This window comes from Corynebacterium aurimucosum, from assembly GCF_046895345.1.
Lineage (GTDB): Bacteria > Actinomycetota > Actinomycetes > Mycobacteriales > Mycobacteriaceae > Corynebacterium > Corynebacterium aurimucosum_G.
In genome coordinates, this window is sequence record NZ_CP160096.1 from 2566060 (window position 1) to 2580087 (window position 14028).

Below are 14028 nucleotides of genomic sequence, written 5' to 3' on the forward strand. Positions count from 1 at the left end.
CTGCAGCGAGGTGTGGTGCCACATGTGCTTGCTACTGCAGGGCCGAGGACAAACGCATGATGTTGTCCACGTAGCGGCGCAGCACGCCGCGCTCGTTCCACTCCTCGAGGGTGAGCTCGTGGCAGACCTTCTTGTAATTCCTGGCCAACCGGGTGAAATCCTCGATGAGGTCGCCCTTGGCCACCAACATGGTCGATTCATAGTTGAGGCCGAAGGAACGCATGTCCATGTTGGAGGAACCAAACATGCACAATGCGTCGCGCTCCGGAAGGTTCGGGTCCGCCAGGATGAACTTGGAGTGCAGCACGAAGGGCTCTGGGAATTGGAAGATCCGTACGCCGGCCTCCAGCAGTGCTTGGTAGTAGGAGGATTGCGCGTGGTTAACCATGAACTGGTCTGCCTTCGCTGAGACGAGCAGCTCTACCTCGACGTCGCGGTAGCACGCGGTGGTGACCGCCTCCAAGAGGGACTCGTCCGGGATGAAGTAGGGCGAGCAGAGAATGAGCTTCTCCTTGGCGTGGTGCACCACCGAAATGAACATGCGCAGGTTGGGTTCCGTGGTGTAACCGGGGCCGGAGGGGACCAACTGGAGGTGGTTGGAGTCCGCCGTCATAGCGTCGTCATAGGGCTGCATATCCAAGGACAGCTGCTCCTCCGATTCCAGGTACCAATCCACCGCGAACACCGAGGCCAAGGATGTCACCACTGGGCCGGTCATCTCGACCATGTAGTCGATCCATGCGCGGTCCTTGGTCTTGTACTCACGCTTGATCATGTTCATCGAGCCCAAGAAGCCCGTGTGGCCGTCAATGACCACGATCTTGCGGTGGTTGCGCAAATCCGGGCGGCGGAAGCGGCCTTTGTGCAGCTGCAGCGGAAGCATGAGCCGCCAGTCGACGTCAATCTCGGTGAGGCGCTTGCCCAGGGTGAAATAGCCCTTGTACTTCAAACTGCCGATCTGGTCTAGCAGCAGCTTGACCTCCACGCCGCGCTTTCGGGCGCGCGCGAGGGACTGGAAGAAGACATCGGTCACCTCATCCCAGGACTGGATGTAGATCTCAATGAGCACGTATTTCTCAGCACGGTCGACGGCCTGAGCCATGGCCAGGATGGCTTCCTCATAGGAGGCGTGCAGGCCTTTGTTGTGGCCAATGAGAGCTGGGTGGCCGGTGAGGTTGCGATTGAGCTGGATGAGGGATTCCACCTCCGGGGAGAGGCGGCCCGAGGGGTGGTTGGGGGTGGAGGCGGTGACGTCGTTAAGCAGGGCGTTGGCTTCCTGCTGGATGCGGTGGCGCCGGCGGTTGATATAGGGCGAGCCCATGAGCAAGAACAACGGCAGCCCCACGATGGGCAGCACAAGAATGGCCAACAGCCAGGCAGTGGAGCTGGAGGGGCGGCGGCCCTCGGGGACCACGCCGATGGCGATGATTTTGATGCCGTAATCAATAAGCAGCAGTACAAACTGCCAGACGGAGAGATCGATGTTGAGGTTCATGGCAGGCTAGCGCACTGACGCGAAATCGGGGACATCGAAATCCGCGATTAGTGGCACGTGGTCGGAGGTCTTGTCGCCGGCGCGTTCAACCATGTCCACCTGCGCTCCTTGGACGAGGCGTGCGAGGGGTTCGCTGGCCAGCTGGAAATCGATGCGCATGCCCTCGTTCTTCTGGAAACGCAGGGACTTGTAATCAAAATAGGTCCAGCGCTCCGCCTCGGTGAAGCGGCGCGTGACTTCCACCAGCCCGGCTTCCTCCAACATCTGGAAGGCCGCGCGCTCCGGCTCGGTGACGTGCGTCTTGCCGCGGAAAAGGGACATATTCCAGACGTCCTCATCGCGCGGGGCAATGTTGAAGTCGCCCGTGAGCAAGAGCTTCGACTGCGCGCGGGTCTCCGCATAGCGCGCCAACGAATAGAGGAAGTCCAGTTTGTAGTCGAAGTGCCGGTCCGTGATGTCGCGCCCGTTGGGAACGTAGAGGGACCACATCTCAATCCCGCGGATGCGCGCGGAAACCGCTCGGGCCTCGCGCGCTTGCTCCTTAGCGGGGTCCTTGTGGAAACCGGGCTGACCGGGGAAGAAGGTCTGGATCTCTTCCGGCTCGTCTTTGGACAGGATGGCCACGCCATTCCACTGGTTAAGCCCGTGGCAGGTGACGTGGTAGCCGGCCTCCTCAAAAGGCTCGCGGGGGAACTTCGCATCCGCCACCTTGGTTTCTTGCAGACAGAGCACGTCGATGTCGTGCTTGGCCAGAAGATCCACCGCGCGCTGCGCGCGGGTGCGAACGGAGTTGATGTTCCAGGTAGCGATGCGCATGTGGTTTAGGGTACTTGAGGCAGGCGGCGGGCGTAACGGTGGCGGTGCTGCTCGAGGAAGCCGAGCTTCTCGTAGAGGCGAATTCCCGCCGTATTATGAGCCACGACCTGCAGGTAGGCCTTCTCCGCTCCCTGTGCCTTGCCCCAGGCCAGCATGTGCGCGCCCAGCGCGGTGCCCAGGCCCTTGCGGCGCCAGCCTTCGGCCACCTCCACGGCGGAGTAACCCAGCCACACGGTGCCGTCCCCGGATTCGGTGAGCGTGCCGCGCGTGATCGCGATGGTCTCACCAGCAGGGGAAAGGAGGCGTCCGAAGCCCATCGTGCCCTCAATGTGGCTGCGCAGGTACTCCAGCGCCAGCGGCGGGAGCGCCTGGCCGCGGAAGTGGTAAAGGTCGAGCCACTCGGCATCGGGCTGCTTGTCGACGACGAAGTGGACGTCGGAAAGCGCCGGCAGCTCCTCCAGGTCTCGGACCATCACCAAGATTTCCGGTTCGAGCTCCCAGGCTTCGGGCTGCGCCGCCACGAGCTTCTCGGCAGGCTTGCCGATGCGCTCCGGGATGGCCAAGCGCACAGGAAGATCGTGGCGCGCGTAGAAGGCTTCAATCTCTTCGAGAGGCACCGGCAAGAAACCCGCAGACGGGCCCAGCGGCACCGCCGAATTGGAGCGGCCCGTCACGCCATCACCTGCGCGCAGGAGCCACTGGCCATCAGATGTCCACGTGTGCTCCTTGCCCGGGAAGGCAGCCGCGGTGGCTACCTCGACGGCGCGGATATCGGAGTTGCGGACGGTGCGCGGGGAGAGGCGCTTAATAATCTTGAGCTGCTCCGGCGGAATCTCCACTGCGTCGAGCGAAGAGGGGTAGCCACCGACCTCCTGCGGGCGGATGACCAGCGGCTCCAGGCTGAGCACGTGGCCAATCACATCACTGTGCACGCCGCCGAAATCGCGCCGGGCCACCACGCGCTCGCCCACCTGGACGGAATCGGAGCGGAAGATGCGGGACATTAGTCGTCGTGTCCAAAGGGATCTTCGTCTTCGCCCGGAAGCCAGGTAAGCCCGGCTTCGGTCCAGCCGTTGCGCTTAATGGCCTTCTTGGCCTGGCGCTTGTAGCGGCCGGTGAGCACGTCGGTGTAGACGAAGCCGTCGAGGTGGCCAGTCTCATGCTGCAGCATGCGCGCGAAGAAACCGTAGCCCTCGATGGAGATGTCTTCACCCTTTTCATTCTTTCCGGTCACACGCGCCCAGTCGGCGCGGCCGGTGGGGAAGCCCTCACCCGGAACAGAGAGGCAGCCTTCGTCTTCGGAGCCGTCGTCAGCCGGCATGGTTTCCGGAATCTCGGAGGTCTCCAGCACCGGGTTGATCACGCAGCCGCGCCGCATGCCGCCTTCGGGAAGCTCGGTGCCATCTGGCCCGTCGGTGTCGGGGCAGTGGTAGACAAAGAGGCGCTTGTTCACGCCGATCTGGTTGGCAGCCAGGCCTACTCCGTGCGCGGCATCCATGGTTTCGTGCATGTCCGCGATGAGCTCCTGCAGCTCGGGGGAGTCGATGGCTTCGGTGACCGGCTCGGTGGGATTGTGAAGGACCGGGTCGCCGTGGATAACGATGGGACGAATAGTCATGGCATACAGTCTAAGCATGCACTCCCTGTCAGACCTAGACGCCGCGATTTTGGAGTTCGAGGCCCACGCCCCGCGCGATATCGGCGCCAAGGAGGAGGCCATCCGTGCGCAGCTGGACATTACTCCGGTCCGCTATCACCAACGCCTCAACGTGCTCCTTGATAACCCCGCCGCGCACGCTTCCTACCCGCTGTTGGTGACGCGTTTGCGCCGGCTTCGCGACGCCCGCGAGGACGTCCGGCGCGCCGCACACGACAATGCACCGGACTGAGGCCCATAGATACTAGAGTTGCCAGTGTGACTAATGTGAATCCGGAAAACTCTGCCTCGTCCGCTGACCGCGCGCGCCACGCCGCCGATTCCGATTCGGCTGCCGCCGCCCCGGCCTCCGCTAGCAAGCTCCCGCTGCGTGGTGTTGCCATGGTGCTCATCGCCGTGGCCGTCATGCTCGGCATGTGGGCTCTGTACGCCATGACCTCGGATGGTTCCGAGGACACCGCGCAGGATGCGCCCGCCAACGACGCCGCCGTCTCCGGTCCCGCCCCCGGTGGCGTTGAAGGCGATGCTGTCACCGGCGGTGCGGAGGGCGAAGCCGACAAGAACAAGGACGCCGCCGAGCACGAGCGCCCGGCTGATGCCGACGCCGACTCGGAGAGCGCCGACCAGGCCGGCGCGGAGCACAAGGAGAACCGCGAAGAGAATGCTGAGGCGGGCGCCGCCGTAGGCAACTCTGAGCGCCCGCAGGCGGAGATCCCCGTCAACGTTTTCAACAACTCCGGCCGCGCCAACTACGCCGCTGACGAGGCAGAGCGCCTCAAGACCGAAAAGTTCAAGGTGGCTGAGGTAGGCAACATCAGCGGTGACGTCCTCGTCGCACCGCAGACCACCATCTTCTTCCCGCAGGGTGATGCCGCCGCCGAGAACCTGGCCAAGGAAGTCGCCGCCCAGTACTACGGCGGCAATGTTCCGGCGGAAGCCATCGCGCCGTACCCGGCCGAGCTGACCGGGGATTACACCAAGGGCGATGCCGTCGTCGTGGTCCTCGCCGTTCCCCAGGCCTAGGGAATAAAAACTTATTAAATTCACCCTGTTGGTGGATAGGATGAACGGGTGAACATTCCGGAAGAGAACTTTGCCCGCTCGCCCGAGCCCACGCTGGGGGTTGAGTGGGAAGTTGCCCTCGTTGACCCAGTGACCTGGGACCTCGTGCCGCGTGGTGCGGAGCTCATTGACCGCGTCCACGCCGCCCACCCCGACATCCACTTGGAAAAGGAGTTCCTCCAGAACACGGTGGAGCTGGTGACCGGGGTATGCCGGACGGTGCCGGAGGCGATGGGGGACTTGCAGACGTCGCTCAGCGCAGTGCGTGAAGCGGCCAATTCCATGGATGTGCGCCTGTGGGCCTCGGGCGGGCACCCCTTCACGGACTTCCGGAAGAACCCCGTCTCCGCGAAGGAGAGCTACTCCGAAATCATCAACCGCACCCAGTACTGGGGCCAGCAGATGCTGCTGTGGGGCACGCACGTGCACGTTGGCATTAGCCACGAGGAGCGCGTGTGGCCCATCATCAATGCGCTGATGACGAAGTACCCTCACCTGCTGGCCATCTCCGCGTGCTCGCCGGGGTGGGAGGGACTCGATACCGGTTACGCCTCGAACCGCACGATGCTGTACCAACAGCTGCCCACCGCGGGCATGCCCTACCAGTTTGAAAACTGGGAGCAGTGGCAGGCCTATATGCGGGACCAGGCCATTTCGGGAGTTATCAACCACACCGGCTCGATGCACTTCGATGTCCGCCCGGCTTCGAAGTGGGGAACGGTGGAAGTGCGCATTTCCGACGCCGCCTCCAACCTCCGCGAGCTCTCCGCCATCGTGGCGCTCACGCATTGTCTGGTGGTGCACTATGACCGCATGATCGATGCGGGCGAAAAGCTGCCAACGCTCCAGCCTTGGCACGTGGCGGAGAATAAGTGGCGCGGTGCGCGCTATGGCATGGACGCGCTGGTCATCACCTCGCGCGAGACCGATGAGCGCTGGATCAAGGATGAGCTGGCGGATCTCTTGGTGGAGCTAGCCCCGCTCTCAGAAGAGCTGGGCTGCGCTCGGGAGCTGCAGCTGGTGCAGGAGATCATCGATTCTGGGGCGGGCTATGAGCGCCAGCGCCGCTTGTATGAGGAGACCGGCAGCTGGCAGAAGGTGGTCAAGGCCACCGCGGATGAGATGGAGCAGCTCCTGCCGCTTTAGGGCGAGTACCGAACGATCAATTAAGGCCCGAAAACTGGTGGTTTTCAGGGCCTTAATTGATCGAAAAGTACTTGTGGGAAGCTGTCTCGCCTTCAAGAGGACGTTTCGATCAAATAGTGCGCCAAAACAGGCGGGTTTTGCCCCCTTATTTGATCGAAACGCCCCCTAGCTCTTCTCCGCCACGCGCTTGCGCGGTGCGATGAAGCCCCACACGGCGTAGACGGCGATAAATACGATGCAAGACAGCGTCCACAGCGAGGTCGCCCACGGCTGGAAGGATTCGATCGCGTCGAGGTTGGCCGTGGACATGGTGAACCACACCGGCACAGACATAAACGGCAGCGACACCACGAATAGGACCGCCACGGAGGCAAGGCCGGCGAGCTGCTCGCCGAACTTCCCGGACAGGCGCGCGCTCAGAGCCTGGTTGACTGATACGAAGACCATGACCACGAAGGGGATGGTCCACACGAAGTGGTGGTACCACGAGAAGGGGGAAACCAAGCAGGTGCTCAGGCCCGTTAGCGCGAAGGCCGCCGAGCGGTTGCCGCGTAGGTATGCGGTGCGCAGCGCCAGGCAGGTAAGCGCGAAGACCACGATGACCGCCAGCAGCCACCAGATGCCACCATCGATACCGAGCTCGCGGAACATAAGCGAGCGCAGCGACTTCGCGCCAGGGTTGGCGTGCTCGCCCACGCGGGAAGAGTTGAACATGGCATCGGTCCAGAAATCCATCGCATCGGGTACGAAGAGGAAACCGAGCACCACGGTCACCAAGAAGGTGATGACCGCTCCCAGGGCGGCCCACCAGCGCTTTTCAAAGAGCAAGGCCAGCCCCATATAGGCCGGGGTCAGCTTGATGCCCGCGGCCAGTCCAATTCCCACGCCCGGTAGGCGGTGCTTGAGTGGCAGGAAATCCAAGGCTACGAGCAGCATCAAGAAGACGTTGACCTGCCCGTAGTACAGCGACCCGTGCATCGCCTCATTTGCCGGGGTGAGCGCGGTCAGCAGCACCGCCACCAGGACGGCCGCCGGGGTCACCTTCACGCCCCGCTCGCGGAAAATCATGACGACGATCGCCAGCACCGCTAGGAACATGAGTGAGGGCCAGATAATGGTCAGCGCACCCTTGCTGAAGAAGGGCAAAACTTTGAACAGCAGGCCCGCGAACGGCGGGTAGGTGAAGGGGAATTGGAAGATATAGGGGGCGTCGTACAGCAGGCCGCCCGCGTTGAGGTCCTCGCCCGCCATGCGGTAGATGGAGAGGTCGAAGGGGAGGATATAGGTGAAGGAGTGGGGGCCATCGAACTGGCTGAACTTGTACACCATCACAGCGATGCCCAGTGCGAGGACAGCGCATATCGTTGGTACGCCTTGCAGCTTCTTCACGTCGACTCTCCTCGAATGAGCACCTATTATTGCCTTTTGCAGCCTATATTAATGCTCCCTCATTTCCTGGGAGAAGGGGCCCGTGTCCTTACTTTCGGCGCATGGAACGCGCGGCGGGGGCCTCGTTGCGCAGCATCGAATCCGGCGTGCCGTACAGGCCCTCGCGGCGAGCGATACGCGTGGTTCTTTGTGCGGTCACCGGGCTGGTGATCATGGCGAAAAGGACAAGCAGCACCAGGATGCCCAAGTCGCCGCGCTCAGCCACGCTGAAGCTCTCCGAACCCGTCACCTTGATGATGGCGCCCAGAATGGTGAAGATGAGGCCAGTGGTTTGGGGTTTGGCGATGGCATGCACGCGCGCCATCGTGTCCCCAAAACGTGCCACTCCAATCGCGGCCGCCAAAATGAGTATCGAGCCGACGAGGATGAGGATGATGGAGAGGACATCGGCAATCAGTGCGTAACTCATGAATCCCTCTTCCTGAAGCGAGTAACGGAGACCGTCGAAATGAATCCGAGGAGCGCCACGACCAGCATCGCGTTGGAGACTGTGGTGTCCAAGGTCCAACAGATATAGGTGGCCAGGGCGCATTGGAACATGGCCACGAGTCCGTCCATGGCGATGAGCCGGTCGAGCGAGTTGGGGCCGATGACGATGCGCCACGTGGTGATGAGGAAGGCCACCACAAGGAAGCCCGCGGCCACGGTAAGCAGGATGTTATACACGTCAGTATCCATCAGGGGTGGCTCCTTTCGAAGATGGCAATCATATCGGCTTCCAGCTTGCACACCGCCGCGATCTCCCGCTCCAAGTGGGCTTCAGAATCGGCGTTCAGCAGATGGATGGTGAGCATGCGGTTGGCAATATCGATATCGGATACCGTGCCGCCCGGTTGCAGGTTATACAAGCTCACCGCCAGTGCGAGAACGAACTCGTTCTCCACGCGCATCGGCAACTTCACAATCGCGGTCTTCGGCACTTCCTGCGGGCGCACCGCCAGCCAGCCAACCTTGATGGAAGCCTCCATCAACTCCACAAACCACTGCGCCATGAAGATGAAAAGCTTGCCCCAGCTCACCGAAATTCCCGCCACGGGCATGGCCGGCAGCGGTAGCGCGAAGACGATGAACAGGCTGGCAAGCAGCCCGCCTGCCAGGTTCGCCACGGTGACCTCGCCCATGAGCATGCACCACATGACGATGATCCACACCATGAACCAGGGGCGGAAGCGGTGCTTAATCCCGGCAAATCTCATCGCGATACCTCCTTTTCATCCTTGCTCACGGTGGTGGGCAGAGCGGGCGTGGCGCTTGGCGACGTCCTCGTTGTCGGCGCCACCGGCTCCGGATCCGGGATGGGCTCGCTCCGGTTCTTGCGGGAATCCGCGCCCTCCTCGTAGCGCTCGGCGGGGTCTAGGTGGCGCGTCGGGGCCTCGGCGGAATCACCCAGCACGGCATAACGGTAGATGGAATCATCCTGCGCCGAGGTGGCCGCGCGGGTGGTGACACCGGAGATGGGGCCCGCCAGGAAGGACATCGACACCGAAGCGATGACGAGTAGGGACGTGGAGGCCAGCATGCCGAAGGGCACGCGGCCGACGTCGTCGCGCTCTTCCAGTTCGACGTACTCGGTGACCTCGCCCAGCGGGGAAGGACGCACCATGGCGAGGTTGCCCTCGGGGGCGTCGCCGCGGTCTCGCAGGAAGCCCTTGGCCCAGACGAGCACCATGACATACAAGGTGAGCAGGGAGGTGACCACCGCGCCGCCGATGAGGACCCAGGACATCCACGAGCCCTCGTTCGCGCCGGCTTGGAGCAGCATGATTTTGCCCAGGAAGCCGGAGAAGGGAGGGATGCCACCCAGGTTCATGGCCGGGATGAAGTACAAAATAGCGATGAGGGGCGCGGTATAAATCAACGAGCCCAAGCGCCGCAACGAGGACGTGCCCGCCTGGCGCTCGATGAGGCCGACAACCAAGAAAAGCGCGGTCTGGACCAGAATGTGGTGCACGGCGTAGAAGATTGCACCCGACAAACCTTGCGCGGTTCCGAGGGCAACGCCGAAGATCATATAGCCGATATGGCTGACCAGCGTGAAGGACAGCAATCGCTTGATATCCGATTGGGCGATAGCACCCAAAATACCCACGAGCATCGTGGCCAGCGCGACCCACATGAGCAGGCCATCCAGCCCGCCATCGCTAAAAATGGAGGTACGCGCGCGAATGATGGCGTAGACACCAACCTTGGTGAGCAGGCCCGCGAAGACCGCGGTGACGAGGGACGGTGCGGTGGGGTAGGAGTCCGGCAGCCAGGCATCCAACGGGAAGACGGCCGCCTTAATGCCAAAGGCAATGAGCAACACGGCGAACACTGCGGAGCGGGTGCCCGCCGGGATATCCTCCATCCGGATGCCAATCTGGGCCATGTTCATCGTGCCCACCGTGGCGTAGACATAAGCCAAGGCCAGCACGAAGATGAGCGAGGAGGCCATGGAGACCATGACGTAGCCCACTCCCGCCCGTACACGCGCAGGCGATGCGCCGAGGGTGAGCAACACATAAGAGGCCACGAGGAAGATTTCGAAGCCCACGTAGAGGTTGAACAAGTCACCGGCCAGGAAGGACACGTTCACGCCCATGGTCAGCAGCATGTAGGTGGGCAGGAAGGTCGCCACCGGCTCGTCCTTAGTGCCGTCGCGCACGCCCTGTGAAATGGCGTACCACATGACGGAGAACAGGACGACGGAGGAGGTAAAGAGCATGACCGTGGACAAACGGTCCGCCACCAGCGTGATGCCCACCGGGGCGTCCCAGCCGCCCACCTGCAGGGTTTGAATGCCGGTGGTATCCGCGATGAAAATCAGAGCGGCATTCACGGTGGCGAGCGTGAGCAGGGAGAAGAAAGCGATGCGGCGCTGCGCATTGGCATTGCGTGCACAAAGCATCGCTAGCGCGGCAGCCAAGGCCGGGATGATGATCGGCAGGGGGATCAGGTAGCTGATATAGGGCAGCAGCAGATCCACCAGGGGTGAGATGGTCTCACTCATCGGTGGCCTCCTTCACGGGAGCCTCGAAGAATTCGGGGCCAAATTTATCGCCTTCCTTGGTGTTGCGGCCGGTGGTCGGGTCATTGGAGGCGTCATGGTCGGGGGCAGCCGAGGCGTTGCCCGGACGTGAGGCAATCGCGGCGATGGCGGCATCCTCGGTGTCATCCTCAATAACGTCCGCGGTGCGGTAGCGATATTGGCGGTAGGCCAAGGTGAGGATGAAGCCGGTCAGTGCCATCGAAATGACGATGGCCGTGAGGATCATCGCCTGGGCCAGTGGATCGGCGATGTCCTCGCCATAGGGCAAGGAGGTCCGGCCGTCGATTGGCGGTGATCCCGCCTTGCCGCCAGCCATGAGCATGAAGAGGTTCGCGCCATTGCCCAGCAGCAAGATGCCGAGCAGCATCTTGGTCATGGCGCGGTCGAGCAATAAGTACACTCCGGCGCCGCAGAGCACGCCCGCAGCGAGCAGGAGCATGAGGTTGGCATCCATTAGGCGTGTCCTTTCTCTGCGATGGCAGTGGTTTCTTTCTCTTTCGCCCGGCGTGACAGGGAACGGGCGCGGTCGCGGGCGCGCTGCTTACGCATCTCTTCTTCCTCATCGAGCTTGGCGCCCAAGGAAGACAAGACATAGAGCGTGAGGCCGACGACGATGAGGTAGACACCGGCATCGAAAATTAGCGCCGACGGAAAGGAAACATCACCGATGAGCGGTACGCCGATCTTCGTGTACCCAGAGGTCAGCGGCGGATAGCCCAGGAGCATCGGGGTGATGACGGCGCTGAGGGAGAACAGCAGGCCTACCGCCATGGTGCGGCCGCCGTCGAGTGGCAGCGCCTCCTCGAGCTCCTCGCGGCCGCCAGCTAGGTAGCGCAGAATCAGCGCCAAGGCTGCCACGAGGCCGCCGGCAAAACCGCCGCCGGGGGCGTTGTGGCCGCCGAAGAAGAAGTACAGGGACAGCACCATCATCGAGGGGAAAAGAATACGGGTGCTCACGTCCACCATGAGCGAGCGGTTGAGCGCTTTCTCCGATTCCACGCCTGCAGCCAGCCAGCGGCGCCCGGTGACCTGCAAGGTCGGGCGGCGGGAGGCACGGGCAAAGCTTTGCGTGCGGAAAATCAACGAGGCAATGCCCGTTGCGGCAATGACGAGCACCGTGATCTCGCCAAAGGTATCCCACGCACGCAGGTCCACGAGCAGGACGTTGACCGTGTTGGCGCCGTGGCCAATCTCCTTGGCCAACTCCGGCATGTATTGGGAGATGGGTTCCTCGCGCCGGGCGTTGATAGCAAACATACCGATCACGGTGACGGCCAGGCCCACGCCGACTGCCAGCCAGGCGCGCAAGCGACCGGTTTTGGGATCCTGCTTCCACTCGGTATTGGCCGGCATGCGGCGCAGTACCAGCATGAAGAGCACCATGATGATGGTCTCCACAAGGAGCTGCGTCAGCGCCAGGTCCGGCGCGCCCTGTAGCGCGAAGATGAAAGACAAGGCGTAGCCGGTCACGCCGACGAGGATGACGCCCGAGAGGCGGTTATCCAGCACGGTGGCTGCGACAGCGGCGATGATGATGATCACCGCAGCGATGGCCTGCCAAGGGTTCTCAGCCACGATCATGCGCACGTTGGTGATATCACCGTTGATGAGCATGACGATGGGCAGCACCATGAGCGTGGCGAAAATGACCGTGAGGTTGAACTGCAGCGAACCGCGCTGGGTGGAGGCGGTGATGCGCAGGGAGAGCTGGCGTAGGGCGTTGATCACGGCGTCGTAGGAATCATCTGCCGAGCCCAGGGCCGGGTAGGTGAACTGGGCCTTCGTGAGCGCCTGGCGCTGCCAGTGCAGGAGGAAACCGGCGGCGACAATGACCACGGAAAGCAGCAGCGCGATGGTGAAGCCATGCCATAGGGCTAGTTCGGAAGCCTGCTCCGTCCCAAAAGTGTTGTCCAGGTGCTGCGTGATGCCGTGGGATAGCGGCAGCGGCCGCAGGCCAAAGAAGATGGTGAGCAAGGTCAGCACCGTCGGCGGGATCCACAGGAAGGGGCCGATGTCGTGCATGTGTGCCACTGCCTCCGAAGGCTCTTCCTGCCCCTTGGAGGAGAACGCACCCCACAAGAAGCGCAGGGCATAGGCCATCGTCAGCGCGGAGCCGACGACGACGGCAACGAGTAGCATGTTGCGCGGCATGCCGACGAGCAGCTCCTCGCCCATGATGGCTTCCAGCGTGGCTTCCTTGGACACGAAGCCCAGCAGCGGTGGAATACCCGCCATGGACATCGCGGGGAGGATAGCTAGGACATACAGCGAGGGGTTCTTCTTGCCCAGGCCCGCAAGCTTGTCGATGTCCCTCGTTCCCGTCGAATGGTCGATAGCACCGACGATCATGAAGAGCGCTGCCTTGAAGAGGGAATGCGCGAAGGTCAGCGCCAGTCCTGCCTGCATGGCCTCGCGGGATCCGATGGCGATGATGGCGGTGATAAAGCCCAGCTGTGAGACGGTGCCATAAGCCAAAACCAGCTTCAGGTCACGCTGCTTGAGCGCCATCCAGCCGCCGAGCAGCATGGTGAAGGCGCCCAGGGGGATGACCACGAGGTGCCAGGTAGGAATGTCATGCACCGAGGGAGCAAGGCGCGCGACGAGGTAGATACCGGCCTTCACCATCGCTGCGGAGTGCAAGTAAGCCGAGACTGGGGTCGGCGCGGCCATGGCGCCGGGCAGCCAGAAGTGGGCCGGGGCGATGGCGGACTTGGAGAGCGCACCGCAGAGAATGAGCACGATCGCCACGGTGAGGTAGGGGGTGTTGGCGAGGTCGTCGGTGGCGGCGATACCGCTGAAAGACCACGCACCGGTCTGGCGGCCGAGGAGGGTGATACCCACTAACATGGCGAGGCCGCCCAGAACGGTCACCATGAGCGCCTGCTGCGCTGATCGACGTGACGAGGCGCGCTCGCCGTAATAGCTCACCAAGAGGAAAGACAGCAGGGAGGTGATTTCCCAGAAGACGTAGAGCAGCAGGAAATTATCGGAAATGACCAAGCCATACATGGCCGTGGCAAAGCCCACCATCTGGCCACCGAAGAGGGCGAGGCGGCGCCGGGAGTGGTCGAAATAGCCCCAGCAATAGAGCAAAACCAGCGCGCCTACGCCCAGGATGATGAGGCTGAATAACGCAGAAAGCGCATCCATGCGGAAGCTGATATTTAGGTGTGCTGCGGGCATCCAGTTGAGGTCATAAGCCAGCTGGTTGCCGTTGCGTAGCGTGCCAGTAGTGAGCTGCTGGAGTACCCAGAAGAAGCCGACCGCAGGGGCGATTGCCAAGAGCCCGAAGGCGCGGCGGCCAAGGTAGAAAATGAGGAATGGGGCAGCAATGGTGGCGATTACCAAAGCGCAAAAGAGAGTGAGCACGAGGTT

14 protein-coding genes are annotated in these 14028 nt (G+C 62.5%); 3 read left to right on the top strand and 11 right to left on the bottom strand.

Translation table 11 applies throughout. The features are described 5' to 3' along the window. Positions 1 to 31 precede the first annotated feature (31 nt). From ABZS45_RS12040 to ABZS45_RS12055, 4 genes are read right to left on the bottom strand one after another with little or no spacing between them, the layout of a single operon-like run. On the bottom strand, positions 32 to 1495 hold the full coding sequence (locus ABZS45_RS12040; RefSeq protein WP_412100034.1) for a phospholipase D-like domain-containing protein: 1464 nt from the start codon (positions 1493 to 1495) through the stop codon (positions 32 to 34). A gap of 6 nt (positions 1496 to 1501) precedes the next feature. Next, a complete protein-coding gene (locus tag ABZS45_RS12045; RefSeq protein WP_412100035.1) occupies positions 1502 to 2311 on the bottom strand; it encodes an exodeoxyribonuclease III in 810 nt (269 codons plus the stop codon). Between the two features lie 5 nt (positions 2312 to 2316). Then, the gene (locus tag ABZS45_RS12050) at positions 2317 to 3315 is read right to left on the bottom strand and encodes a GNAT family N-acetyltransferase (RefSeq protein WP_412100036.1); all 999 of its coding nucleotides are present in this window, start codon (positions 3313 to 3315) and stop codon (positions 2317 to 2319) included. Beyond that, positions 3315 to 3929 (bottom strand): peptide deformylase, encoded by a 615-nt coding sequence (locus tag ABZS45_RS12055; RefSeq protein ID WP_070711593.1) that lies wholly within the window; start codon positions 3927 to 3929, stop codon positions 3315 to 3317. The genes ABZS45_RS12050 and ABZS45_RS12055 overlap by 1 nt, the downstream gene beginning before the upstream one ends. Before the next feature lie 16 nt (positions 3930 to 3945). On the opposite strand from ABZS45_RS12055, the gene ABZS45_RS12060 reads away from it, so the two are divergent. From ABZS45_RS12060 to ABZS45_RS12070, 3 genes are read left to right on the top strand one after another with little or no spacing between them, the layout of a single operon-like run. Then, on the top strand, positions 3946 to 4200 hold the full coding sequence (locus tag ABZS45_RS12060) for a DUF3263 domain-containing protein (protein WP_101736071.1): 255 nt from the start codon (positions 3946 to 3948) through the stop codon (positions 4198 to 4200). 26 nt (positions 4201 to 4226) lie between these two features. Next, entirely contained in the window at positions 4227 to 4991 is a 765-nt protein-coding gene (locus tag ABZS45_RS12065) for a LytR C-terminal domain-containing protein (protein WP_412100037.1), read from the top strand. A 48-nt stretch (positions 4992 to 5039) separates the two neighbouring features. Further along, entirely contained in the window at positions 5040 to 6176 is a 1137-nt protein-coding gene (locus tag ABZS45_RS12070; RefSeq protein WP_412100038.1) for a glutamate--cysteine ligase, read from the top strand. A 165-nt stretch (positions 6177 to 6341) separates the two neighbouring features. Here the strand turns inward: ABZS45_RS12070 and ABZS45_RS12075 are convergent, their stop codons facing one another. From ABZS45_RS12075 to ABZS45_RS12105, 7 genes are all read right to left on the bottom strand, one after another. Further along, positions 6342 to 7565: a glycosyltransferase 87 family protein gene (locus tag ABZS45_RS12075; protein WP_412100039.1), complete on the bottom strand. Its 1224-nt coding sequence runs from the start codon at positions 7563 to 7565 to the stop codon at positions 6342 to 6344. A gap of 88 nt (positions 7566 to 7653) precedes the next feature. Continuing rightward, positions 7654 to 8034, bottom strand: coding sequence for a monovalent cation/H(+) antiporter subunit G (locus tag ABZS45_RS12080; protein WP_412100041.1), 381 nt, complete (start codon positions 8032 to 8034; stop codon positions 7654 to 7656). Further along, positions 8031 to 8303, bottom strand: coding sequence for a monovalent cation/H+ antiporter complex subunit F (locus ABZS45_RS12085; protein WP_010188770.1), 273 nt, complete (start codon positions 8301 to 8303; stop codon positions 8031 to 8033). The genes ABZS45_RS12080 and ABZS45_RS12085 overlap by 4 nt, the downstream gene beginning before the upstream one ends. Beyond that, positions 8303 to 8821 (bottom strand): Na+/H+ antiporter subunit E, encoded by a 519-nt coding sequence (locus ABZS45_RS12090; protein ID WP_412100042.1) that lies wholly within the window; start codon positions 8819 to 8821, stop codon positions 8303 to 8305. The genes ABZS45_RS12085 and ABZS45_RS12090 overlap by 1 nt, the downstream gene beginning before the upstream one ends. Then, positions 8818 to 10614, bottom strand: a complete 1797-nt coding sequence (locus ABZS45_RS12095) for a Na+/H+ antiporter subunit D (RefSeq protein ID WP_412100043.1) — start codon at positions 10612 to 10614, stop codon at positions 8818 to 8820. The genes ABZS45_RS12090 and ABZS45_RS12095 overlap by 4 nt, the downstream gene beginning before the upstream one ends. Next, on the bottom strand, positions 10607 to 11107 hold the full coding sequence (locus ABZS45_RS12100) for a Na(+)/H(+) antiporter subunit C (protein ID WP_070445823.1): 501 nt from the start codon (positions 11105 to 11107) through the stop codon (positions 10607 to 10609). Before ABZS45_RS12100 ends, ABZS45_RS12095 begins: the two co-directional genes overlap by 8 nt. Further along, complete coding sequence (locus tag ABZS45_RS12105) at positions 11107 to 14022, bottom strand: Na+/H+ antiporter subunit A (RefSeq protein ID WP_412100045.1); 2916 nt, start codon at positions 14020 to 14022, stop codon at positions 11107 to 11109. The genes ABZS45_RS12100 and ABZS45_RS12105 overlap by 1 nt, the downstream gene beginning before the upstream one ends. Positions 14023 to 14028: the final 6 nt, after the last annotated feature.

What these genes read in the sequence shown, in the direction of transcription:
- ABZS45_RS12040 (WP_412100034.1), bottom strand. Translation starts at nt 1,495, where the DNA reads ATGAACCTCAACATCGATCTCTCCGTCTGGCAGTTTGTACTGCTGCTT.
- ABZS45_RS12045 (WP_412100035.1), bottom strand. Translation starts at nt 2,311, where the DNA reads ATGCGCATCGCTACCTGGAACATCAACTCCGTTCGCACCCGCGCGCAG.
- ABZS45_RS12050 (WP_412100036.1), bottom strand. Translation starts at nt 3,315, where the DNA reads ATGTCCCGCATCTTCCGCTCCGATTCCGTCCAGGTGGGCGAGCGCGTG.
- ABZS45_RS12055 (WP_070711593.1), bottom strand. Translation starts at nt 3,929, where the DNA reads ATGACTATTCGTCCCATCGTTATCCACGGCGACCCGGTCCTTCACAAT.
- ABZS45_RS12060 (WP_101736071.1), top strand. Translation starts at nt 3,946, where the DNA reads ATGCACTCCCTGTCAGACCTAGACGCCGCGATTTTGGAGTTCGAGGCC.
- ABZS45_RS12080 (WP_412100041.1), bottom strand. Translation starts at nt 8,034, where the DNA reads ATGAGTTACGCACTGATTGCCGATGTCCTCTCCATCATCCTCATCCTC.
- ABZS45_RS12085 (WP_010188770.1), bottom strand. Translation starts at nt 8,303, where the DNA reads ATGGATACTGACGTGTATAACATCCTGCTTACCGTGGCCGCGGGCTTC.
- ABZS45_RS12090 (WP_412100042.1), bottom strand. Translation starts at nt 8,821, where the DNA reads ATGAGATTTGCCGGGATTAAGCACCGCTTCCGCCCCTGGTTCATGGTG.
- ABZS45_RS12095 (WP_412100043.1), bottom strand. Translation starts at nt 10,614, where the DNA reads ATGAGTGAGACCATCTCACCCCTGGTGGATCTGCTGCTGCCCTATATC.
- ABZS45_RS12100 (WP_070445823.1), bottom strand. Translation starts at nt 11,107, where the DNA reads ATGGATGCCAACCTCATGCTCCTGCTCGCTGCGGGCGTGCTCTGCGGC.